The organism is Sphingobium scionense (assembly GCF_014197035.1).
In the GTDB taxonomy this organism is placed as follows: domain Bacteria; phylum Pseudomonadota; class Alphaproteobacteria; order Sphingomonadales; family Sphingomonadaceae; genus Sphingobium; species Sphingobium scionense.
In genome coordinates, this window is record NZ_JACIEU010000029.1 from 1 (window position 1) to 23,445 (window position 23,445).

Below are 23,445 nucleotides of genomic sequence, written 5' to 3' on the forward strand. Positions count from 1 at the left end.
ACCGCAAGTTCGCCGCCTAACATCAACCCCCTGACGAGGTCCGCACTCCGCTAATCTACGCCGCGAGTTGTGCCGAATGTTCTGACGACGGACAGTCCTTTGCCGAAATCGGTGGTGCTTTGCTTGGAGCGCAGGACGATGGCACGGCCCTGGACGGGATAATCGCCACCGGGCCTGGCTGGGAACGGTTCAGAACCCTTGTCGCCACGGCCTCCGCGCTGACCAACGTGCTCGCGGCCGACCCGCTCAGCCGTGTGCTGGACGGCTATCACCGTTTCCGCCTCTACGCGCCCAGGATGCTGCGCCTGCTCGACATGCAGGCGGCGCCGATCGCCACGCCTCTTCTGGCGGCCGTTGCGATGCTGCGTAACGGGATCAAGGTCGATCCGCCGGTGGATTTTCTACGTCCCAACTCGAAATGGCATCGTCATCTTCGCGCTGAGCCCAGCGGCGACCACCGGCTTTGGGAAATCGCGGTGCTGTTCCACATCCGCGACGCCTTCCGGTCCGGTGACATATGGTTGGCGGGATCGCGCCGCTATGGCGACCTCAAGCAGCTTCTGGTCCCGCCACAGGCGATAGAGCAGACCGCGCGGCTCGCCGTGCCGCTGCGACCCGGCGAATGGCTGGCCGAGCGCAGGGCTCGACTGGATACACGGCTGAAGGAGTTTGGCCGCGCGGCGCGAACCGGCACGATCCCAGGCGGCATCATCGAGAACGGCAAGCTGCACATCGACAAGCTGAGGGCCGACACGCCCGAAGGGGCCGAGGATCTCGTGCTCGATCTCTATCAACAGCTCCCGCCCGCGAGGATCACCGATCTGTTGCTGGAAGTCGATGAGCGAACCGGATTTTCCGAGGCGTTCACGCATCTGCGCACCGGCGCGCCCTGCAGCGACCGGATCGGCCTGATGAACGTGTTGCTGGCGGAAGGCGTCAATCTCGGTTTGCGCAAGATGGCGGCGGCGACCAACACGCACAGCTTCTGGGAATTGCTGCGGATCGCGCGCTGGCATGTCGAAGGCAGCGCCTATGATCGGGCGCTCGCCATGATCGTGGAGGCCCACGCCGCCCTGCCCATGGCCGCCTTCTGGGGACAAGGGCAATCGGCATCCAGCGACGGGCAGTTCTTCCTTGCTACCGAGCAGGGCGAGGCGATGAATCTGATCAACGCGAAATATGGCAACGTCCCGGGCCTCAAGGGATACAGCCATGTGTCCGATCAATATGCGCCGTTCGCAACCCAGGTGATCCCGGCAACGGTCAGCGAGGCTCCCTATATCCTGGACGGGCTGCTCATGAATGACGCGGGCCGCCGCGTTCGCCAGCATTTTGCCGACACGGGCGGCTTCACCGATCATGTGTTCGCCGCCTGCGCCTTGCTCGGCTACAGGTTCGCCCCCCGTATCCGCGATCTCCCTCAGAAAAGGCTCTATGCCTTCACGCCCAACGCGACGCCGGCCAATGTGCGAGCGCTGGTCGGAGGTAAGATCAATGAACCGCTCATCGAGCGCAACTGGCCCGACATCCTGCGCATCATGGCGACGATCGCAGCGGGGATCGTCGCCCCCAGCCAGATTCTTCGCAAGCTCGCCTCTTACCCGCGCCAGAATGAGCTGGCCCTCGCATTGCGAGAGGTGGGCCGCATCGAGCGAACCCTGTTCATGATCGACTGGATTCTTGATGCCGGCCTCCAGCGCCAGGCTCAGATCGGCCTCAACAAGGGTGAGGCCCACCACGCCCTAAAGCGCGCCATCAGCTTCCACCGCCGAGGTGAAATCCGGGATCGATCCGGCGAAGGCCAGCACTATCGCATCGCCGGAATGAACCTGCTCGCCGCCATCATCATATTCTGGAACACCATGAAGCTCGGCGAGGTCGTCAATACCCGGGCCGCCAGCGGTACCCATATCGCGCCTGATCTACTCGCCCACGTCTCGCCGTTGGGATGGGAACACATCAATCTAACCGGGGAATATCGCTGGCCCAAATCCTTAGCGTAGGATTCCGCCCCCTCCCGCAAACGCCCCCTACGATTGAGAAGCGCGGCGGAATCTCTTAGATTGATCGCTGGAGGCTTTGTTCGCGGAGACGCGCACATTGCCTTCTTTTCGTTTTAGGAAGCGCTGCCCTAAGCGACAGAAGCCAGAGCTTTGACAATGCGGCATTCCGCGATGGAGCCGACCATGTATCTTGATCCTATCGGTGCAGACACGCGATGATGGCGGTCACGACGGCGGTGGTTTCCGCGACGTCGCGCACCCTCACTGTGTCGAGGCCGATTTCAGCAGCGGGATAGTCATTCCCACCGGGGAATATCGCATCCCCAATGAACAGCATCCCGTCGAGCGGGACACCGCTCTCGGCACTCAGGCGCTTCAGGCCATAGCCCTTGTCGATCCCTGCTCTGGTCACGTCGATCGATGTCGTGCCACCGAGATTGATCGAGAGCTCCGGCAGCTTCGCGCGCAACGTGGCCTGCAACGCGGTCCTCTTCTTTCGGTCAGGATCCCACGCTTCCTTTTCCTTCAGCGGCGCTGCCTGCCCCAGGCCCGAAAAGGTGATCTGGCTGCCCCGGTCCTCGATCCGTTCGCCCCAGATACGTTCGTCGGCGAGACCGGCATCGGTCAGCGCCTGATCGAAGGCCGTGCGGATCTTCGCCTTCTCCGCGTCGTCGAACAGTTCGGCATAGACCGCGCGCCAAGCGCCATTGATGAACCGATAGAGTTTCGTGCCTGTGGTCGGCATCAACCAGAGACGGTCGAGCGCGACGCCGGCAGGAAGGCGCGAGGCGATCTGCTTTTCGAACTGCGGCCAGTCCCCGCCCGAGATCACCGCCACATCCGTGATGGCGAGCAATCGGGCGAGGATTGCGGCCATATCCTCCGATAACGGCCGCTTGCTCTCGGCAAGCGTGCCGTCGAGGTCGAAGGCGATCAGCCACTTCATGCCGCCTTCCCTGCCGGATCGCGGTAGGCGAGCAGCCTGAGCGCATTGATGACGACGAGCAGCGTCGATCCCTCATGAACCGCCACCGCTGGCCCAATGCCGAGGCCGAGGATGGTAGCAGGCACCAGGAAGGCGACGACACCCAGGCTGACGAAGACGTTCTGCCGGATGATTCCACGGGTATGGCGGCTAAGACCGACTGCGAATGGCAGGTGCGCCAGATCGTCGGCCATCAGCGCCACGTCGGCTGTCTCCAGCGCAACGTCCGACCCCGCCGCGCCCATCGCGATGCCGACCGTGGCGCTTGCCATCGCCGGCGCATCGTTCACGCCGTCGCCCACCATCGCGACCTTGTCTTCGCCGGCGAGCTTCTTGATCGCGGCAACCTTGTCTTCGGGCATGAGGTCGCCCCACGCTTCGTCGATCCCGACTTCGTCGGCGATCGCTTCGGCGACTTTCTGGTGATCGCCGGAGATCATTATCATCCGCGACACGCCCATCTCGTGCAGCCGACGCAACGCGGTCTTGGCAGCTTCGCGAGGCGTGTCCATCAGGCCGATCGCGCCCAGGTCGCGGTCCCCCTTGCGGACCACCATTGTCGTGCGGCCGTTCTCGCGCAGCTTCGCGATTGCGTCCTGCGCGCCCTGCCCCAGCGCCGGAATGCCCTTACTTCCGAACATCTCGGCCTTGCCGATCCACACCGTCTCGCCATCCACGCTCGCGGTGACGCCCCGACCGGTCAGGCTCTTGAGGTCGCCGGCAGTCGGCACGGCACGATCGTTCAGACGTTCGCGGCCGTCCTTGACGATCGCTTGGGCCAGGGGATGGTCGCTCAACGCTTCGACGGCGACAGCCAGCGCCAGCAACTCGCCTTCATCGGCGCCATCGACGGGCACGACATCAGTGATGCGCGGACGACCTTCGGTCAGCGTGCCCGTCTTGTCGAAAGCGATCGCTTTGAGCGACCCGAGGTTTTCGAGCGGTGCACCGCCCTTCACGAGCACGCCGCCCCGCGCTGCACGGGCAACGCCCGACAGGACCGCGCTCGGCGTTGCGATCGCGAGCGCGCACGGGCTTGCCGCCACCAGCACCGCCATCGCGCGATAGAAGCTGTCGCGGAACGGCTCGTCGACGACCACCCATGCGAACAGCAGGAGCACTGACAGGACCAGGACGGCGGGCACGAAGATCCGTTCGAACCGGTCGGTGAAGCGCTGCGTCGGCGACTTCTGCGTCTCCGCTTCGCTCACCATCTTCACGACCTTGGCAAGCGCGCTTTCATTGGAACGGCGTGTCACCTCGATCTCGATCGCGCCGCCGCCGTTGATCGTACCCGCAAAAACCCGGCTTTCCGCGTCGACTGCATCGGGCTTGGCGCGTGCCGCTGCGGCATCTGCGACCGGCACCTTGTCGACCGGGATGCTTTCACCCGTGACCGGGGCCTGGTTGATCGCGCTGGTGCCCTTGATGACGAAGCCGTCGGCAGGCAGGCGCTCGTTCGGGCGGACGATGGCAATGTCCCCGACGACCATCTGCTCGACCGGGATTTCGCTGGTCTGCCCGCCGCGTCGCACGGTCGCGGTTTCGGGCGCGAGCTTCGCCAGCGCCTCGATCGCCTTCTTGGCGCGGCCCATTGCATAATGCTCAAGCGCATGGCCGAGGCTGAACAGGAACAGCAGCAGCGCACCTTCGGCCCATGCGCCCAGCGCAGCGGCGCCGGCCGCAGCGACCAACATCAGCGTGTCGATCTCGAACTTCTTCATCCGGAGGTTGTCGATCGCCTCGCGCAGCGTGAAGAATCCGCCGAAGAAATAGGCTGCGATATAGCAGGCGGTCGGCAGCCATTCGGGCGCGCCAGCGACCAGCCTCTCGATCGCGTAGCCGATCCCCAGCAGCGCGCCACAGGCGAGCGCGAAGATCAGCTCGGTATTGGGGCCGAGAAATTCGGCGTGGCTATGGTCGTGGCCATCGCCGGGGCCGTGCTTCTCTTCGCCCGCGCCGTGGCCCCCGGGGCCGTGGTCGTGGCCGGCATGTTCATCGGCAGCGACCCGCTTGCCCACCCTCACCTTCAGCTTGCGAAGCGCAGCGCGCACCTCCTCTTCGGTGGTTTCGCGGCGATCATATTCGACCCGGACAGACCCGCTGGTGCTGGCGCTTGCCTGGACCACGCCGGGCAAGGCGCACAGCGCATCGCTGACCGTGCGCGCCCGACGTTCGTGGTTGATCCCCGTCACCTGCCAGATCGCATGGCCGTAGCGCTCGGTGATTTCGGCACCTGCGGCGCGCACCATTTCGCGCAACCGTGGCAGCGGCAGCTTGGCGGCATCGAAATGGATGCACAGCGCCGCTGGCGTGTTGCCGTCGAGACAGATCACATGCGCCCGCTCGACACCTTCGCGCTTTGACAGGGTTGATACGAGACGGTCCAGGCAGGCATCGGCCGCGTCAGGAAGGTCCGGCAACAACACTGGAATGTCGAGTTCGAGCTTGTCGTTCATGACGACCTCCTTTCGCTTTTCTTGGTTTCGGCGCGCGCGTCGCGCAGGATTTCGACACCGCCCTTGATGGCGATGATGGCGGTGGCGAAGCCGACCAGCAGGTCCGGCCAATTGGTACCCAACCACAGCACCAGCACGCCGGCGATCAGGATGCCGCCGTTGGAAATGAAGTCGTTGAAGCTGAAGGTGGTTGCGGCCCGGAGATTGACGTCCGGATCCTTGAGGCGCTGGAGCAGCCGCAGGCAGAGGTAATTCACGACGCCGGCGATCGCGGACATGACCATCATGGTAGGTCCGATGGGCTCGCTGCCCTGCACGTAGCGCCGTCCGACATCGATCAAGATGCCGCCCGCGAAGATCAGCAGCATGACGCCCGAAGCGACCGCGGCGCGTGTCTTCCATGTCTGGCCCCGGGTGAGCGCCACAAGGCTCAGCGCATACACAGCCGTATCGGACAGGTTGTCGACGCCGTTGGCGATCAGCGCGCTCGAGTCCGCGAAGAAGCCGGAAACGAAGAAGCCCGCAGCGATCGCCGCGTTCAGCAGCAGGACGATCCACAGTGTGCGGCGCTCCTGCCCGCCATTGTTGTCGTTGCCCGGGATCATCCCATCATCTCCTCAAGTGTCAGCAGGGCCAGGAAGCCGACGAAAAACATCGAGCTGATGAGCGGGGTGTCGGGTTTCTCGTGCGCCTCGACCAGCAACTCCTCCGTGACGAGGTAGAGCAGCGCCATCAGCCCGAAGCTGAGGAAGCCGGCGATCATCACCGGCGACAGCGCGGCGACCGGCACGGCAGCGAGCGCGCCGATCGGCAGCAGCAGGGCCAATGCCGAGACGATCACGATGATGCGCAAGCGCGAGCGATAGGTTTCCGCCAGCTCGTCGGTCAGCGTCAGTCCCAGAAATAACACTTCCAGAGTGAGCGCGATCGTCAGCAGGAGACCTGCCTTCTCGCCCGCCACGAAAGCGAGGCCGAGCACCAGGCCGTCGACCAGAATGTCGATGCCGATCGCGGCGAGTAGCGCCATCGGCCCCTTGAAGCGGGCCTCAAGAGCCTTGAGCCCCAGCATGGTCGCGACGCCCGCCGCCCCGCCGATCAACGTCGCGCTGGGCGATGCCTCATGCTTGACCTGCGGCAGGATTTCGGTCGCTGCCGCCGCGAACACGACGCCGGCAGCGAGATGCTGTAGGCCCGCCACGAGGCCAGGTTTCAACTTGGTGCGGCTCGCGACAATCGCGCCGAGCACGACCGCCAGCACAGGCGCAAGCGTATAGAGCAGTGCCTGCATTTCCTAGGACTCCTCCGGGGTTCGGTGGCAGACGCGGATCTTCCCGCGTCGCGTGAACGCGATCGATCCGCCCGCCACGACAGCCCGCGAATGGTCGCCGCGAAACTCGTCACCGGTTCGCTGCGCGCGCAGGATCTCGGTCCTGCCCTTCGGCAGCCAGGTGACGGCCATTTTCAAGCCGTCATCGATGAAGTCGACATCGGCGCGTGTGCCGTCGTCGCAGTACATGATGCGCTGCGCGATTAGTTTCGACGTCAGATGCTTTTCATGCGCCGGCTCGGTAGGCTGGGTCGGCGCTGGATTACACGCCCCTATAACCGCCCCGGAGACGAGAACGACGCCGAGGCGCGCGATCGCCAGACCGGCCCGATTCAGGCCGCACAAGGTTGTCACATTTGAAATCGACGTGTCAGACATCGGTCTCTTCCGACGAAGCGCCCTGTGGCGTTCGAAGGCAGGGCAGTTCATCGCGTGCCTTCCCGCTCGCAGATCCGGGTACGGCCATCGCCTTCCACGATGGTGAGCTGCGACCCCTTGAAGGTCGCGGTGGCTGTTTCGCCGACATATTGCAGGCCCTGCGCTGGCGCGGTCAGCATCATCGGCGGTCCCCCGTTGGAGCGCCGCAAATCGATCTGCAGGCCGTTGTCCTTGTAATCGACGAACAGCGGTTCCCCGTCGGAACAGCGATATCTATGCCGCCCCATTTCCCCGGTCGCCACGGCGCTGTCGGACGAATGGATCTGCTGCTCCGTTGGCGGGGCTGGCGGCTTTCTTTCCGAGCACGCCGCGAGCCCGACAACGAGGATGACGGCGGGCAGCACCCGCTTACAGTGCATCATCATCGCGCCTTCCTCCTGTAGCGGAAGGGGACGCGCTGACGATTGATAGCCCGGGCAGGCTGACCTACCCGCCAGCGGAGATAGGTTGCGAGGCGATCGTCAGATTCGACCATCAGGGATCGCAGGCGGCGCAACATCATCGCCGCGAACGGCAGGGAGAGCGCCCCGCGCAGCGTGCAGCTATGCGTTAGCCTGGTGCCGCCATCGTCCCCCGCCAGCTCGTACCGCTCTTCGAGCGTGAACAGATAGGGGATGCCGCAGGACCAAGCGAAGGCGTGCGGTTTATCGAATCGATCAATCCGTGCTGGCGTCCGAATTGGCCGGGTGATGCCCTGGATCGCAAAGGTGCATTCTGTGTCGCCGAGCCGGGACGGATCATCGAGAAATACGAGCGGACTCCACGCCCGGCGATGATCCGGATCGGTGAGTGCCGACCAGATGCGCAGTGGCCCGCCGTGAAGCATCGAGCTGGTTATGGTGCGAGGCATATCCCCATCTCCCAGAGATGGGCGGGGCGATCGCGGATCGCCCCGCCCATCCATCAGGCCAAGTTGTTCACGAAGGTCTGACCGTGGTCGTCCCCTTCATGCTCCTCATTGTAGTGCTCGGGTTTCTCGATCACTTTCTGCCCGAACCGGGCATAGAGTGTCGGCAGCACGAACAGCGTAAGAAGCGTCGCCGAGATCAGACCGCCGATGACGACCGTCGCCAAAGGCTTTTGAACCTCTGCGCCGGCGCCTTCGCCCAGCGCCATCGGCACGAAGCCGAGGCTGGCGACTAGCGCGGTCATGATGACGGGTCGCAGACGCTGCATCGCGCCAACATGCGCGGCTTCCTCGCGGCTCATCCCTGATCGGATCAGATCTTGGATCGAGCTGACCATGACGAGGCCGTTGAGGACCGCGATGCCCGAGAGGGCGATGAAGCCCACTGCCGCCGAGATCGAGAAGTCCATGCCCCGCAGGAACAGCAACAGGACGCCGCCCACCAGCGCGAAAGGCACGCCGGTGAACACGATCGCGGCGTCGCGGACCGATCCCAACGCCCCGTAGAGGAGCAGCAGGATCAAGATGAAGCAAGCCGGAATGACCAGCTTCAGCCGTTCGCTTGCCGATTGGAGGTTCTCGAACTGGCCGCCCCATTCGAGATAGGTGCCGGCAGGCAGCCGGAGTTGGCTGCCGATCGCCGCCTGCGCATCCGCCACGACGGATCCGACGTCGCGGCCACGCACGTTGGCTTGCACCACCACGCGCCGCTTGCCGTTCTCGCGGCTGATCTGGTTCGGACCATCGACCACCTTGATCTCGGCGACGCTGGACAGCGGTACATAGCCGCCGCCTGCCACCGGCACCTGCACCTGTTGGAGCAGGCCGATGTCGGCACGCTGCGCCTCCGACAGGCGGATCACCACGGGGAAGCGACGGTCGCCCTCGAAGATCTGGCCCGATGTTCGCCCGCCGATCGTCGCAGTCACGGTGTCCTGCACATCCTGAGCCGTAACGCCCAACCGCGCCATCGCGTCGCGGTTGACGCGAATGTCGAGCATGGGAAGACCGGTCGTCTGCTCCACCTTCACGTCCGCTGCGCCTTGCGTTCTGCGCAGCACCGCCGCGATTTGCTCGGCCGTCCGGTTCATCTGGTTGAAGTCGTCCCCGAACACCTTCACCGCGATGTCGCCGCGCACGCCGGCGATCAGCTCGTTGAAGCGCATCTGGATGGGCTGGGTGATCTCGTAGGCATTTCCCGGAATTTTTGCGAGATTTCCCTCGATCCGGCTGACCAGCTCCTCCTTGGGAAGCTCAGGATCCGGCCAATCCTTGCGCGGCTTCAGGATGACGAACATGTCGGTCGCGTTCGGCGGCATCGGGTCGGCCGCCAGCTCGGCGGTGCCCGTCTTGGAATAGACGAATTGCACCTCCGGCTGCTTCGACATCATCCGCTCGATCGGCACCTGCATCGCCTGGCTCTGCTGGACCGACGTTGCCGGAATGCGGAGCGACTGGATCAGCAAATCGCCTTCGTCGAGCTGCGGCAGGAACACCGAGCCGAGCGTAGTGAAAGCAAGCGCCGCCACCACAAGGCTTCCCACACCCGCACCGATCGTCAGCGTCGGGCGCTTCATGGCCCGGTCGAGACCGGGTTCGTAGCGCTTCTTCAGCCACGTGATGATGCGGCCGTCCTTCTCCTCGACCTTCTTCGACAGCCAGATCGCAATCATCGCCGGCACGAAGGTGAGAGAGAGGATGAAGGCGAAGGCGAGCGCGATGATGACGGTCAGCGCCATCGGTCCGAACGTTTTACCCTCCACGCCGGTCAGCGTGAGCAGCGGTACGTAGACGAGGATGATGATTGCCTGCCCGTACACAGAGGGACGGATCATCTCACGCGCAGCGGCTGCCACGGTCGCGAGCCGTTCCTTGACGCTGAGCAATCGGCCTTCATGATGCTGTTGCTCGGCAAGCCGGCGCAGCGCGTTTTCGACAATGATGACGGCGCCGTCGACGATCAGACCGAAGTCCAAAGCCCCAAGGCTCATCAGATTGGCCGAGACCCCAGCGCGCAGCATACCAAAGCCTGTCAGCATCATGGTGATCGGGATGACCAACGCCGCGATCAGGGCCGCACGGAAGTTGCCGAGCAGCAGGAAGAGCACGACGATGACCAGCACCGCGCCTTCGGACAGGTTTTTCGCGACCGTCTTGATCGTCGAATTGACCAGCTCGGTGCGGTTCAGCACCGGCTGAATTACGACGTCAGGAGGCAGCGAAGCGTTGATCGTCTTCAGTTTCTCAGCGACCGCGGTCGACACGATGCGGCTGTTCTCGCCGATCCGCATGATCGCCGTGCCGACGACGACTTCGGTACCGTTCTCCGATGCCGAACCCATGCGGATCGCCTGACCCGTCTTCACAGTCGCAACTTGTTCGACCGTGATCGGCACGCCGTTACGTGTCGCGATCACGGTCCTGGCCAACTCGCTGGCATTGCGAACGAGCGCATCCGAGCGAACAGCCAGACCTTCGCCATTGCGATTGACGAAGCCACCGCCGACGCTGGTGTTATTGCGCTCCAGCGCATTTCCCAGGTCCGTCAGCGTGATGCCGAGCGAGGCCAGCTTCTGCACGTCGGGCACGACGAGGAACTGCTTGGCGTAACCGCCAATCGAGTCGACACCGGCGAGGCCCGGTGTGGTCTTCAGAAGCGGCGTCACGATCCAGTCCTGCGCGGTGCGCAGGTAGGTCGCCTTGTCCTCTTCGGTCGTCAGTCGCTCGCCCTCTGGCGTGATGTAGCTGCCATCGGGCTGTTGGCCCGGTTCACCGGGCTTGTGCTTGTCGTCCTCGCGATGATCGAGACGAACGGTGTACATGTACACCTCGCCCAGGCCTGTCGCGATCGGACCCATTTCAGGGTTCACGCCGTCGGGCAGATTCTCTTGCACGCCCCGCAGACGCTCGCCCACCTGCTGGCGGGCGAAATAGATGTCCGTCGCGTCCGAAAAGACCGCCGTGATCTGCGCGAAGCCGTTGCGGCTCAACGAGCGCGTATATTCCAGGCCGGGGGTGCCGGCGAGCGCGGTTTCGATTGGAAACGACACCTGCTTCTCGACCAGCTCGGGCGAGAGGGCAGGCGCGCGGACGTTGATCTGGACCTGATTGTTGGTGATGTCCGGCACCGCGTCGATCGGTAGCCGGTAGAGGGAAAAGGCGCCGATGGCGGCGACGATGACGGTGAGGAGCAGGACTAGCCAGCGCTTCTCGACCGCCCAGGTTACGATACGGGCGATCATGGCTTAATCCTCGTGGCTCGCTTCGCCCTTGCCGATCTCGGCCTTGAGCGTGAAACTTCCGGTGGTGGCGATCTGTTCGTTGCCGGTCAGGCCCGACCGGACGATCACCGTGTCGCCCGACGCATCGCCGAGCTGGACCGGGGTCGCCTTGAAGCCGGTGGGCGTGCGCACGAACACGACCGACTTGCCCTCGAAACTCTGGACCGCCGTCGTCGGCACGCGGACCGCCCCGCTCCCGCCGCTGCCCGTGAGCTGCACGGCTGCCGTCACAGGCTCGCCGACCCGCCATTCGCCACCGCGATTGTCGAGGGTGGCGAGCGCAGGCACGAGCCGCGTCTGCGGATCAAGCGCCGGCGACACGAAGGTCACGCGGGCGGTCGCCTGACGGCCTGCCGCCTTCACCAGCACCGTATTGCCGGGACGCACCCGGCCCGCATCCTCGGGCTTGAGATTAAGCGCGATCGACACCTGGCTCAGGTTGGCGATGCGATAGAGTTCGGCATCCGCCGCGACCGTTTGTCCCAGCGTCACGGGGCGCGCAATGATCTGGCCCGAGATCGGCGCGGCAATGCCGAGCCGGTTGAGCCCGCCGCCGCCGACACCCGCCGCCGAAACCATGCTCTGCGCCTGCGTCAGGGCGATCCGCGCCTCCGTCGCCGCTGTGCGGGCGGCGATCAGATCCTGTTCAGGGGAGACTCTCTGCGCGAACAGCCGCTGTTCGCGCGCGAGGTTCGAATTAGCGAGCTGAAGCCGCGCCCGCGCCGCCTCGACCTCGCCCTTGATCTGCGCCGCCTCGCGGCTTTCGATGACCGCAATGGTCTGGCCGCGTCCGACCGATTGGCCGAGGTTACGGGTGAGCGCGACCACGCGTCCCGCAATTGCGGCCGAGACGACCTGCGTTCCCTGTGGGTCGCCCTCGATGATCGCGGGCAGCTCGATCGTCCCGGCCCCGCCGATGATCGGCCGTCCGACCTGGACGCCCGCTGTGGCGATCTGGTCGGCACCCAATGTGACGACGCCTTCACCGGCATGACCGCCTTCAGCACCGCCCTTTTCCGTGCCCGCTGCCGTCTCATTGGCAGCTGCGCCTTCGGCAGTTGCCTCGTTTCCGCCATCCTTGCCGCCGCAGGCAGCCAAGAGCAGGGCGAGCGACGCCGCGCCCGCGAGATAAAAGCTCTTCATCACTGATTCCCCCCATTGGGCGCACGAGCGGTCAGTCGCTCCACTTGCGCGCGGGCATTCTGGTAATTGGCAAGCGCGTCGATCGCGGCGACCCGCGTTTCGGCGAGCGTGCGTTCAGCATCGAGCAATTCGAGCTGGCCGAACTTGCCCTCGCGATAGCCGATCCGCGCGATGCGGGCGGCCTCCTGTGCAGCCGCCAGCGCCGGCCCCGACGCCGCACGAGCCGTCGTTGCGGCATTGGCCGCCTGCGCCTGCGCGTCCGTGATCGCCTGTTCGATGTCGAGCGCGGTCACGCGGCGCTGCGCATCCGCCTGGGTCCGCTGCGCGGTCGCCTGCGCAATCGCGGCGCGACCATTGTTGAACACCGGGATCGGGATCGACACGCTGAACACCGCCGCCATGTCGTTGGTCGCTTCCAGGCGGCGGATCGACGGCCCGACGTTCAGGTCAGGCACGCGATTGGCGCGCGCGAGCCGCACGCCGGCTTCGGCAATGGAGAAATCCGCGTTGGCTGCCGCCAGCGCGAGTGTGCCGGTCGTGTTGACCGGTGCCAACGGCCCATAGACGTTCACACCGGGAAGGCGATCGAGCAGCGTGTCATCGAGCAGGCCGTCGATCGGCCGTCCGATCCGACGCGCCAGATTGGCGCGGGCCGCCTCGGCCAAGCGAAGCTGCCGCTCCACATTGGCGTCGGCATTGATACGCGCGACATCCGCGCGCTGTTGCTCGAGTGGCGATGCCCGCCCTGCCTGCACGCGAACGCTCGCGGCCCGCAGCGCATCGCTGGCGATCCGGGCCTGATCGCGGGCTGTCATTACCCGGCGATCGGCCGCGACCGCTTCGACATAGAGCTGCGTTACCTGAAGCCGGACATCCGCCGCGATGATCGCGGCCTGGATCTCGGCCCGGGACAATTGCGCATTGGCGACCGCGACGCGGGCGCCGCGCTTGCCGCCTAGCTCGATCGGGATCGCAAAGCCGACCGTGGTTTCCGCGCTGCGGACCCCCCGATACGGCCCGGAGCCGATGACATTCTCGACTTGGCCTTGAACCACCGGATTGGGCCGCAAGCCGGCGACTGTGCGACCTGCACGGGCCGCGTCGATTCCAGCTGTCGCCGCTTCCGCAGCAGGGGCCGAACCGCCCGCTGCACTGACCGCTTGGTCAAGCGTGTAGACCGGCGCATCCTGCGCAACAGGCGCGGACGGTCCGACCTGCGCCTGCGCCATCGTGGCGCAAGACGCTGCGGCCAGCATGGCCGCGAGGATACGATTCATGAAAATAGGACTCCTGACGATGATCGACAGGGGCGCGCCAACGCACGCCCAAATCGGACGTCAGGCTTGGGGGGCCTCAAATGGACCATGCCGGTGCGGCCGTCGAGCGACGCAGAGGCGGAGATTGTCGGCTTGGGCACTGTGAGGACGGGGGTATATTCCATCGTCGTGCGCGCAGGCGCGCCGACGTCGTGTCCGTGACAATAATTGTGATGATGCGGGACATTCTTGTCCGAGTCCGATGGCACCTGATCGATGTCACCGGCGGTATGGACCGTGAACTCAACGCCCGCGATGCTTCCCCCCGCCAGATCGGCGGCATGGGCCATGCCGGAGAAGCTGGTCAGGACCAGCATCAGGCATGTCAGGAAAGGCAAAAAGGCTCGCACTAGCTTGCCTCTATCACGGAAGGGTTTTCATGTCATTGCACTAATTCGAACCAAGGGTCACTGAGCCGGAACCCGAGCGGGATCGGTCGCGCCCGTTCCAGGCGAACCCGACCGCAATGGCGACCGCCATCAGGAGTTGCGCCAGCACCGATTGCCAAGTGGGAAACACGCCGAGCATCGACAGCCGTGGCACGTCCGCGAGCGGTGCGATGTTGATAAGGCCGGCTTCCTGGAGCGCGGCGACGCCTTTACCCGCCAGCACGACGGTCAGGACCGCCATGAGCCAGGAGCTATAGCGGAAGAACTGCGCGATCGGCAGCTTGCGACTGTAGCGAAGCATGGCCCAAGCGATCAGGCTGAGCAGTCCAATCGCCGACCCGGCCCCCGCGAGAAGCATCCCGTTGTCACCTTGCGCCGAAAGCGCGGCATAGAACAGGATCGTCTCGAAGACCTCGCGATAAACTACGACGAACGCCAGCCCGAACAGGAACCAGCCCGACCCGCCCGAGAGCGCCCGCGACATCTTCTCGCGAATATAGCGCTGCCACTGATCGGCCTGCGCCTTGCCGTGCATCCAAATCCCGACCGAGAGCAGCACGACCGCGGCGAACAGCGAGCCAAACCCTTCCGTCAGCTCCCGGCTCGCACCGCTGATCCCGATCGCATAGGTGGCGACCGCCCAGGTGATCCCGCCCGCGATGATCGCGCTGACCCAGCCGCCATGCACGTACCGCAGCGCCTCGCCGCGCTCGGCTTTACGCAGGAACGCGATCATGGCGACAACGATGAGCAGGGCTTCGAGCCCTTCACGCAGCAGGATCGTGAACGCGCCCAGGAACGTGGACGCTTCGGTGGCGGCATCAGGCGCGAGCGCCGCTTCCGCATCGTCGAAAAGGCCGCCCAGTACTGCGACCTTCTCCGCGAGATCATCGGGCGACGCGCCCCGGTCGATCGAGGCGCGGAACTCCCCCATCGCGCCCTCGATTCGACCCATCAGCGTCGCGTCGCGCGCGGTGAGTGTTGGCTCGATCGGCTCGAACCCATCGAGATAGGCCGACAGCGCCAGCTCTTTCGCCATGCGCGCATCGCCGCGCCGCGCAGCCGCCACGCTTTCGGCGAGTTTGGCGCGGGCGACCGCGAGCGAGCCGGGAGCCTGTTGTATCACCTGTTCGGGATGACGACGCAGGAACGCGAGCACTGGGTCAGCCTTGGCGTCGCCGATCGCCGCGCCGAGCGCGGCCGGGGTGAGCGCGACCAGGGTTTTCAGGTCCGGAATGCGCCGGCGAAGGGTCGGGTCGGATTTCCAAAGCCGCTCGCCTTCGCGCGCCTGCGCATCCGTGAAGGCGAAGCTCCCGGCTCGGAATGCTAACGCCCAGCGCTGATCGTTGGGCAGATCGGCGAAGCTCTGCATCGCGGTCCCGTCGATGCCTTGCGTCACCACCTGATAGAGCGCGAACACGCTGCGCTGGCGCGCGCGCTCGGCATCGGTGAAAGCAATCGGGGGCGTAGCGAGCTTGGCGGCGTCAGGGCCACGGCCGTTGCCCGTCATCCCGTGGCAGGACGCGCAGGATTGTCGGAACAGGGCATCGCTGGAGACGAGGTTCGGAGCCTTATCGGGCGCGAGCGGCACCGGGTAGGCGCGCAACAGATCGGCCGCGAGCCCGTGCGCCAATGTTGCCACCTGTTCAGTCGGTCCCTTTTCCGCGATCACCGCCTGGAGGTTGGCAGCCCGCTGGATGAGGGCTTGACGCTCCGGCTTCGCCGGCAGGCCCTGAAGCCGTGTCGAGACCGACGCGGCGAACTCCGTCATCTCGGCATATTCCGACGTGCTCTTGATCCGACCGTTGGCGACCGCGCCGCCATAATCGACGGCCATATAGTCGAGCAGCCGCCATGCGGTTTGCACGTCGCCGGGTTCGGCGATTGCCGCAGCAGGGATCAGCAGCGCCGCGAGCGCGGAGAGCAGCCGCAACGAGAGCATTGCCCGGATCAACGCGAGCAGACGCACTACCGCTCTCCCAATTCGCGCCGAGCGCCAGTGACGATTTCATAAGCGGAGTGGAGGAACAGGAGGGCGATGAGGCCGGCGACGGCGAGGTCCGGCCAGGCGCTTCCTGTCCACGCCACCAGACCGGCCGCGGCGATCACCGCCACGTTGGCGAGCGCGTCGTTGCGGCTGAACAGCCAGATCGCGCGAACATTGGCGTCCCCTTCCCGGAAACGCGCAAGCACCAAGGCGGACACGACATTGATCGCGAGCGCGACAACGCCGATTGTGCCCATCAGTTCGGCATCGGGCGCGGTTGCGTTCAGGGCGCGCCAAATCGCGAAACCGATTACGCCCACGCCAAGCGCACCGAGAAACAACCCCTGCGTCAGCGCGACCTTTGCCCTCGCCCGTGCGGACCAGGCAAGCGCGAGAAGACCGATAAGGCTGATCGACCCGTCCCCGAGAAAATCGAGGGAATCCGCTTTCAGCGCTTGGCTATCGGCGATGAACCCGCCGAACAGCTCGGCGACTCCGAAGCCGAGGTTGAGCACCACGACGGTCAGCAGCGCACGGCGATAGGCCGGATCGGTTTGCGCGCGCGCGGGCTCCCCGTGGCACCCGCAGCTTTCGGTAGAAGCATTCATGCGGCCTTCCTTACCACCTCCAGTCGCTGTAGAAGCAAGCGAAATGTGCGACACGTTCGCATAAGCAAGGATGGCATGATGAAGCCGGTGATGATTGGGCAGCTCGCCAGCGAGACCTCGACGAAGGTGACGACGATCCGCTTTTATGAGTCGATCGGGTTGCTCCGATCCGCCCCTCGCACGGCGTCGGGTCGCAGAACCTACGATGCCAGTGACATTGAGCGTTTGCACTTCATCCGCAACGGTCGCCGGCTTGGCTTCTCCGTCGACGAGATCCGTTCGTTGATGGGGCTGGCGCAGAACCCGGACCAGGATTGTGGTGCCGCCTCAGCTATCGCTGCTCAGCACCTCAAGGATGTGGAGGAGAGACTGGCGCAACTCGCGGTGTTGCGGGATGAGTTGGCAATGCTCAGCCAGAGCTGCACCAAGGCGCGCATGGCCGATTGTCGGATCATGAAGGCGATCGGCAAAGGCCACCCTCAAGCCGATCAATAATAATCGGCCAGCCTGAGCTCGCGCACATCACCCGAGGCCATCGTCAGCTTTACGAGGGTGCCAGCAGGCCGGGAGCGCACTTGCCAGAGCTCCCCACGCGTATAGTTCGCATCGATCGAATGGCCGTTCACCGCCACGATCCGGTCGCCGACCGCCCAGCCAGCCTTTTCCGCGGGACTGTTCGCCGCCACATGAACAACGGTGAGCGCCGTTGGTGAGGCTGCGAGGCCAAGGCCGCTACGGTCCTTCAGCATCGGCAGGCGACGACGAGGACCGAGTGGCCGGAGCCACACGAATCCGGCGGTCACGTCGAACACCACGTCGAATTGAGCGATCAGCGGTAGGCCGACATTGCCAACCGTGCTGGTGGAGAGCCAAGCTCTCATCCCGAGTGTGGGGACGTTCGAGACGCCAAGCCCTTCGATGTTGATGTTCTGGATCGTGAAAGCATCGTTGATACGCACACCATCGACGCCGCCGATCGCCGCGGTCGAGACGAGCTTCCCGTTCAACAGCCCTTGATCGCGGGCATAGGCCGACGAGAGCATCAGCGCGGCCGAGCTGCCAAGATCGATCATCAAGGGCACGGGAGGCAAACCCGAGACGGAAGCTCGAATGAACAGCTCCTGCTTGGCACCGCGCCCGAGCGCGACAGCGCGCCAGTCGGGACCGGCGAGAAACGTGCCTGACTTGACGACCGCCATACGCCTTTTCGCGAAATCGAGCGCGATGCAGCTACCCGTGAACATATCGGCACCGAGGAGGATATCGATCGGTCGTCCGAAGGCCGCCGACACTGAACTCAGATCACCAACGACGGCAAAGGGTAAGCGACGGGTTTCGCGGGCGAGCTGTACGTCGATGTCGCGGACCAGCAGCACCGGGGCCTTGGCGCTCAGCCCGCTAATCATGCGCCGCTCACCATCGTTCAAGCCGAGCTTCGCCGCGAGCGCCGTGCTCATGATCGACGCGCCGCTGCCACTGTCGAGCACCGCCCGCACCGGCACTCCGCGCACTTGTGCCGAAACAAGGAGGGTATCACCCGTGCCGACTTCCAGCGGCTCCCATTCGAGGTGAGCGGCACCGAAGTTCCACGAGCCCGCAGACCGGGAAGTCTGTCGCGCGAGCGTTGGAGAACCGAGCACCAAGCCGGTTCCACAGGCCACCAGCCGCGCCACTAATGAGCGTCGAGACATACCGATTGCTTCAACACGGGCCGTCAAAAAGCCACCTCCAGCCCCCCGTCCGCAGGAGAGCAAATTGCGGTTACATGCTCCAGCCACTGGAGGAGCAAGTGCTTTTGGTGCGCCCGAAAATCCTCAGAAGCGCTTGGAGAACTTTAGATGAAGGATGGTGCAGACCGCTTAGATGCCTTCCCGATAACGAACGGTTCCGGGGGACGCTGGGCCGATCGGGACCGCGAACGGTGTAAACGCTCGCGCTAAGTGGCGGCATTCTGATCGCGCTATTTGTCGGCGAGCGTCGCTACGCGGCTACCGGCTTGGTCTCGGCCGATCGCACATAGGCGTAGAGTTTTGGCTTGGAGATGCCGAGCATCGAGCAAATCTTGGCGATCGGCATCGTGTTCTCGTGGTAGAGCCTGACGGGCAGGTCGCGCTTGTCCTTGCCGAGTGCGGCCGGCCGGCCACCCTTCTTGCCGCGAGCGCGGGCTGCGGTGAGACCGGCCTGGGTCCGCTCGCGGATCAGGTTGCGCTCGAACTCCGCCAATGCCCCGAACAGGTGGAAGGTAAGCTTGCCCGACGTGGTGGTCGTGTCGATCGCCTCGTGCAGGCTCAGCAGCCCGACCTTTTCCTCGTCGAGGTAGGTCATCCATCCGATCAGATCACGGAGCGAGCGGCCGAGCCTGTCGAGGCGCCAGACCACCAGTGTGTCGCCGGCGCGAAGCAGCTCCTTCACCTTTTCCAATCCAGGGCGAGCGGCAGTCGCCCCGGAGGCCTTGTCGGTGATGACCTTCTCGCAGCCGGCAGCCTTCAGCGCATCACGCTGGAGGTCCAGGTTCTGCTCGGCGGTCGATACGCGGGCGTAACCGATTTTCATGCGTAGGGCCGGTGGCGCCCCGATCGGGCGCGGTTTGGGAAGAAAGTCGTCATCGGCAGGTCTATGTTGCCCTAGTTTTCTTTACCGGGTAGATTTACGTCGAACAGGCCGGTTTGGCAACGCGAGCGGACTCGCATGGCGATGGGCAGGCAAATCTCCGTTTTCCTTACCTGCGACACGGACCGTCGGCGGTGACGCATCCGGCGCTTGTCCCGCCGCTGGCGATCGAGCGCTACCGCGTCCTTGAACCGCACCTCGCCGATGGCATCCCGCTCGCGGACCTCGCCCGCACCGGCACGCTGAGCGAGCGGACGTTGCAGCGCTGGCTCGGGCGCTACCGTGCCGAAGGACTTGCCGGTCTCGCGCGTCTGCCGCGCAACGATCGGGGCAGGCTGCACCTGCCGGAACATCTGGTCGAACTGACCCGCACTCTCGCCACCAAGCGCCCGCGACCCCCGGTCGCCGCCATTCACCGAAAGGTGCAGGAACTCGCCATCGCGCATGGACACCGAACCCCCAGCTATGCGGCCGTCGCGCGTGTCGTCAGGGCGATACCGGCAAGCCAGATCGCCGCAGCCTCCGATCCGGCCGTCTACCGCGACCAGCACGAGCTAGTGCATCGGCGCGAAGCCGCGACCTCGAACGAGATGTGGCAGGCCGATCATACCGTTCTCGACATTCTCGTGCTCGATGATGCCGGAACCCCGGTGCGTCCTTGGCTGACCGTCATCGTTGACGATCACAGCCGAGCCATCGCCGGTTACTTCCTCAGCCTCGATGCCCCCAGTGCCCTCAACACGGCGCTCGCCTTGCGGCAGGCGATCTGGCGCAAGCCCAATCCCGAATGGATCGTCAGCGGCATTCCCGAACAGCTTTACGTCGACAACGGCTCGGATTTCATCTCCGAGCATATCGAGCAGGCGTGCATCGCCCTCAAAATCCGCCTCATCCATTCGCTGCCGGGGCGTCCTCGCGGGCGCGGCAAGATCGAGCGGCTGTTCCGCACCATCAACGACATGTTCCTGCCCGACCTGCCCGGCCACCTGATCGCGGGCAAGCCGCTGTCGGCGCCAGTGCTCACGCTCGACGAGCTGCGCGCCCGCTTCGAGGCGTTCGTGTGCGGCGTCTATCATCGTCGCCCGCATGGCAGCACCGGCGAACCGCCGATCACGCGCTGGCAGAAGGGCGGGTTCCTGCCCGCAATGCCCGACAGCCTTGAACAGCTCGACATGCTGCTCGTGCACGTGCCCAAGCCCCGTAAAGTGCTGCGCGACGGCATCCGTCTGATGGGCAGGCGCTATGTCGAACCCACGCTCGCGGCCTTCGTCGGCGAGCAGGTCGAGGCGGTCTATGACCCCCGCGACCTGACCGAGATCCACGTCTACCACCAGGGCCGGTTCGTCTGCCGTGCGCTCAGCTCCGAGCACGCTGGGCACCCGTCGTTGCGCGCGATCCAGCGCGCCCGGCGCGGCGCGAAGGAGCGCGACAAGCAGGTGCCTGCCCCCACGGAGACCTTCGATGGCGACCAAGAGGATACGGCTTCCCGGCCCACCACCTACCGAGGGCTCCGGCTCTACGCCGCTGACGATTGAGTTCCTGGTCGAGCAGCCGTTCCTGGCGACCCGCGAACATGCCCGGTTCGTCGAGTTTGCCGAAGCCTGCGCGCACTACCGCTATATCGGCGTGTGTCATGGCCGGCCGGGCGTCGGAAAGACGCGATCGGCGCGCGAGTTTTCCAGCTTCCCCGACCTGGGGGAATATGCCGCGCTCCGTCCCATTGCCGCGCTCCTTGGCGAAAAGGTCGCTCGCTGCCGCGCCGTCTTCTACACCGTGTCGGTCAGCAACACGCCCAATACGATCGACGCGGTGTTGGGCCTCAACCTCATTAAGCTGGGCTATGCCCGGCTGACGGTCGCGGGCGGCTCGCAGGACGAAATCACCCATGACGCCGCCCGCATCGCCTGCCCCCTCGTCATCGTCGACGAGGCCGACCGCCTGACCATAAAGTCGCTCGAACATCTCCGCGACATGGCCGATCGCCACGGCTTCGGGCTGATCCTGATGGGTATGCCGGGCTTGGAGAAGCGCCTCGCCCGCTATGCCCAGCTCTACTCGCGGATCGGCTTCGTCCACGAGTTCAAACCGCTTACCGAGACCGAAATGCGGCTGCTGCTCGCGACCCACGCCGGCGATTTCGGGATCAGCTTCGACCCGGCCCAACTCGACGCGATCGAAGCGCAGGCAGCCGTGATCCGCATCACGCGCGGCAACTTCCGGCTCATGGAGCGCCTGTTCGCGCAGATGCGGCGGATCATGACCCTCAACCGCGTCGAGGAGGTCACCGCTGACATCGTTCAGGCCGCGCGCGATTGCCTCGTCATCGGACCCGGCAACTGACAAATAGCGCGATCAGAACGCCGCCATTTAGCGCGAGCGTTTACACAGGATAAGATCCATACCGTTTCCGGAACCACTTTCTTGTTTCCTCTTCGAAATTGGACTGTGCTGATGAGTTTGAGCGATGGTGGCTTCGCTCATACACTACGCGCTACCAGGCCCCTGCCCGTTTCTTAGGCTTAACGTTGTAGCTCAAGACCCCGGGGGCTCAGCCTCCCTTCTCCGGTTCTTGCCGCTGCGCAAATCCCTCGATCTACCTGCCGCCGTCGTGTGGTCGCACGGCATCATCCAAAGACCTATTTAGGCCGTCATGACTAGCCAATCTTCGCCATAAGGCGCCCCGCCGCCCCCTGCTCTGCCGCGAGATTGCGATTATAAGCGAGCGGCATCCGCGGCGACTTCCACCGCAGCGCGTCCATGATGCCGGCCAAATCCTCCCCGCTGGCGAACAGGTCCTGATTGAGCCCGATCCGCGTCGAGTGCGCACTGATCCCCTTCAGCAACCGCGCCAGATCGTCCGCCGTCAAATCGGGCAGCGCGCCACGGTCGAACGCGCGGCCGATGATCGACCGAAAGATTGGTCCGATCGAGCCCGGGTGCAGCGCCACGGTGCCGATGTCATATTCGACGCGCGCCTTCACCGCCGGCTTGGACAGCGTCTTGCGCAGATCCCACGTCTCCCGGCCCGAGATGCTGTCGATCGGCCGACCGCGCACGGCTGCCCGCGCCTTGTAGCGCCGCACCTGCACCCGCCGGAACAGCGGCCCTGTCGTGATCCCCGCCGCTTCGGTCCACGCCGCGATCGCCGCGACGGTGCGCGGGCTGAGGTAGGCGGTCGCCCCCTCCCCGTCTTGATCGCCCTTATGACGCAGAATCTGCAGCAGCCGCGCTTCGGGATCGATCGCCTCCTCAATATGCTCAATGGCGACCGCCACCAGTTCGGAGGCGCGCAGCCCGGTGTCATAAGCGGCCGATAGCAGCGCCCGATCACGCAGCCCCGGCAGATCCTCGCCACAACTCTCGAGCAGCGCGCGGATGTTGAGCCCCCGCGCCTTGTCGCGCTCGACGTCGCGCACCGGGCCCTTGAACCGCAGCGGCCGCGCCTGCTTCTGCGCAGCCCCCTTCTCGCGGCGCACCGTCTGGAGCCGCAGCTTCACCAGCGGCGCCGGCGTCGGATCCTTGAGCTCGAGCAGCTGGTGGATCTTGGCGATCGACGCCTTGTAGCGGGATAGCGAGGCCGGCCGGCTCCCCTTCCCGGCCCGCGCGTCGAGATAATCGGCCACGGTCTCGGCCGTCGCCGGCAGCGCGATCCGGTTGGTGCGCCGACACCACGCGTCGAACGCTTCGACGTCGGATTTGAGCGCGCGGATGCTGTGGGGCGACGAGGCGCCCTGATAGGCGGCGATCAGCGCCTCGTTGACGGTGATGCGCTCGCCGGCGCGCATCTGCACGATCGTCCACGCAATGTCGGCCGAAGCCCCGACGACCGGCAGGGTCGCCTCAGGCGCCGCCACAACGGTTTTCTGCCCTTCCTGGGCGGTTTCGATAGCCATGACACGCCTAGCTGCTCGGCGGCGCTTGTACCGCACGTTATAAAGGGGTGTCAAATCTGCTTATATGATAACTGCACTTATCGTACGTTCGTGTTTTTG

Annotated in this window: 18 protein-coding genes and 2 pseudogenes; 4 read left to right on the forward strand and 16 right to left on the reverse strand. The window is 65.0% G+C overall.

Annotated elements, in window-relative coordinates:
• Window positions 1-83 precede the first annotated feature (83 nt).
• Window positions 84-2,003: pseudogene (locus tag GGQ90_RS23705) on the forward strand (Tn3 family transposase); the annotation flags it as partial.
• A gap of 196 nt (window positions 2,004-2,199) precedes the next feature.
• Here GGQ90_RS23705 and GGQ90_RS23710 read toward each other — a convergent pair.
• The 13 genes and pseudogenes from GGQ90_RS23710 to GGQ90_RS23770 all read right to left on the reverse strand — a co-directional run bounded on the left by GGQ90_RS23710 (window position 2,200) and on the right by GGQ90_RS23770 (window position 16,843).
• Complete coding sequence (locus tag GGQ90_RS23710; RefSeq protein WP_004212890.1) at window positions 2,200-2,949, reverse strand: HAD-IIB family hydrolase; 750 nt, start codon at window positions 2,947-2,949, stop codon at window positions 2,200-2,202.
• Entirely contained in the window at window positions 2,946-5,447 is a 2,502-nt protein-coding gene (locus GGQ90_RS23715) for a heavy metal translocating P-type ATPase (protein WP_188084184.1), read from the reverse strand. The genes GGQ90_RS23710 and GGQ90_RS23715 overlap by 4 nt, the downstream gene beginning before the upstream one ends.
• Window positions 5,444-6,052, reverse strand: a complete 609-nt coding sequence (locus GGQ90_RS23720) for a cation efflux transmembrane domain-containing protein (protein ID WP_004212885.1) — start codon at window positions 6,050-6,052, stop codon at window positions 5,444-5,446. The genes GGQ90_RS23715 and GGQ90_RS23720 overlap by 4 nt, the downstream gene beginning before the upstream one ends.
• Complete coding sequence (locus GGQ90_RS23725) at window positions 6,049-6,735, reverse strand: ZIP family metal transporter (RefSeq protein WP_004212882.1); 687 nt, start codon at window positions 6,733-6,735, stop codon at window positions 6,049-6,051. The genes GGQ90_RS23720 and GGQ90_RS23725 overlap by 4 nt, the downstream gene beginning before the upstream one ends.
• A gap of 3 nt (window positions 6,736-6,738) precedes the next feature.
• The gene (locus GGQ90_RS23730; RefSeq protein ID WP_004212881.1) at window positions 6,739-7,152 is read right to left on the reverse strand and encodes a hypothetical protein; all 414 of its coding nucleotides are present in this window, start codon (window positions 7,150-7,152) and stop codon (window positions 6,739-6,741) included.
• A gap of 47 nt (window positions 7,153-7,199) precedes the next feature.
• The gene (locus GGQ90_RS23735; RefSeq protein ID WP_004212880.1) at window positions 7,200-7,577 is read right to left on the reverse strand and encodes a hypothetical protein; all 378 of its coding nucleotides are present in this window, start codon (window positions 7,575-7,577) and stop codon (window positions 7,200-7,202) included.
• Complete coding sequence (locus GGQ90_RS23740) at window positions 7,574-8,062, reverse strand: SRPBCC domain-containing protein (RefSeq protein ID WP_004212879.1); 489 nt, start codon at window positions 8,060-8,062, stop codon at window positions 7,574-7,576. Before GGQ90_RS23740 ends, GGQ90_RS23735 begins: the two co-directional genes overlap by 4 nt.
• A 53-nt stretch (window positions 8,063-8,115) precedes the next feature.
• Window positions 8,116-11,361, reverse strand: coding sequence for an efflux RND transporter permease subunit (locus tag GGQ90_RS23745; RefSeq protein ID WP_004212878.1), 3,246 nt, complete (start codon window positions 11,359-11,361; stop codon window positions 8,116-8,118).
• 3 nt (window positions 11,362-11,364) lie between these two features.
• Window positions 11,365-12,543: an efflux RND transporter periplasmic adaptor subunit gene (locus tag GGQ90_RS23750; protein ID WP_004212877.1), complete on the reverse strand. Its 1,179-nt coding sequence runs from the start codon at window positions 12,541-12,543 to the stop codon at window positions 11,365-11,367.
• Window positions 12,543-13,820 (reverse strand): TolC family protein, encoded by a 1,278-nt coding sequence (locus tag GGQ90_RS23755; protein WP_004212875.1) that lies wholly within the window; start codon window positions 13,818-13,820, stop codon window positions 12,543-12,545. The genes GGQ90_RS23750 and GGQ90_RS23755 overlap by 1 nt, the downstream gene beginning before the upstream one ends.
• 65 nt (window positions 13,821-13,885) lie before the next feature.
• Window positions 13,886-14,176: pseudogene (locus GGQ90_RS29885) on the reverse strand (hypothetical protein); the annotation flags it as partial.
• A 73-nt stretch (window positions 14,177-14,249) separates the two neighbouring features.
• Complete coding sequence (locus tag GGQ90_RS23765) at window positions 14,250-16,217, reverse strand: cytochrome c/FTR1 family iron permease (protein ID WP_004212871.1); 1,968 nt, start codon at window positions 16,215-16,217, stop codon at window positions 14,250-14,252.
• A complete protein-coding gene (locus GGQ90_RS23770) occupies window positions 16,217-16,843 on the reverse strand; it encodes a cation efflux transmembrane domain-containing protein (RefSeq protein ID WP_004212870.1) in 627 nt (208 codons plus the stop codon). Before GGQ90_RS23770 ends, GGQ90_RS23765 begins: the two co-directional genes overlap by 1 nt.
• A gap of 78 nt (window positions 16,844-16,921) precedes the next feature.
• On the opposite strand from GGQ90_RS23770, the gene GGQ90_RS23775 reads away from it, so the two are divergent.
• The gene (locus GGQ90_RS23775; protein ID WP_004212867.1) at window positions 16,922-17,338 is read left to right on the forward strand and encodes a MerR family transcriptional regulator; all 417 of its coding nucleotides are present in this window, start codon (window positions 16,922-16,924) and stop codon (window positions 17,336-17,338) included.
• Here GGQ90_RS23775 and GGQ90_RS23780 read toward each other — a convergent pair.
• Window positions 17,332-18,534 carry an aspartyl protease family protein gene (locus GGQ90_RS23780; protein ID WP_013039112.1) on the reverse strand — a complete coding sequence of 401 codons (1,203 nt, stop codon included), beginning with the start codon at window positions 18,532-18,534 and terminating at the stop codon, window positions 17,332-17,334. The genes GGQ90_RS23775 and GGQ90_RS23780 overlap by 7 nt on opposite strands.
• Before the next feature lie 289 nt (window positions 18,535-18,823).
• The gene (locus GGQ90_RS23785; RefSeq protein WP_009824027.1) at window positions 18,824-19,396 is read right to left on the reverse strand and encodes a recombinase family protein; all 573 of its coding nucleotides are present in this window, start codon (window positions 19,394-19,396) and stop codon (window positions 18,824-18,826) included.
• A gap of 191 nt (window positions 19,397-19,587) precedes the next feature.
• Here GGQ90_RS23785 and GGQ90_RS23790 point away from each other — a divergent pair, with 191 nt between their 5' ends.
• Together GGQ90_RS23790 and GGQ90_RS23795 are read left to right on the forward strand one after the other, a co-directional pair.
• Window positions 19,588-20,988: a Mu transposase C-terminal domain-containing protein gene (locus GGQ90_RS23790; RefSeq protein ID WP_004212864.1), complete on the forward strand. Its 1,401-nt coding sequence runs from the start codon at window positions 19,588-19,590 to the stop codon at window positions 20,986-20,988.
• A complete protein-coding gene (locus tag GGQ90_RS23795) occupies window positions 20,915-21,793 on the forward strand; it encodes an AAA family ATPase (RefSeq protein ID WP_188084186.1) in 879 nt (292 codons plus the stop codon). Before GGQ90_RS23790 ends, GGQ90_RS23795 begins: the two co-directional genes overlap by 74 nt.
• A gap of 314 nt (window positions 21,794-22,107) precedes the next feature.
• Here the strand turns inward: GGQ90_RS23795 and GGQ90_RS23800 are convergent, their stop codons facing one another.
• On the reverse strand, window positions 22,108-23,346 hold the full coding sequence (locus GGQ90_RS23800; RefSeq protein ID WP_047100396.1) for a site-specific integrase: 1,239 nt from the start codon (window positions 23,344-23,346) through the stop codon (window positions 22,108-22,110).
• Window positions 23,347-23,445: the final 99 nt, after the last annotated feature.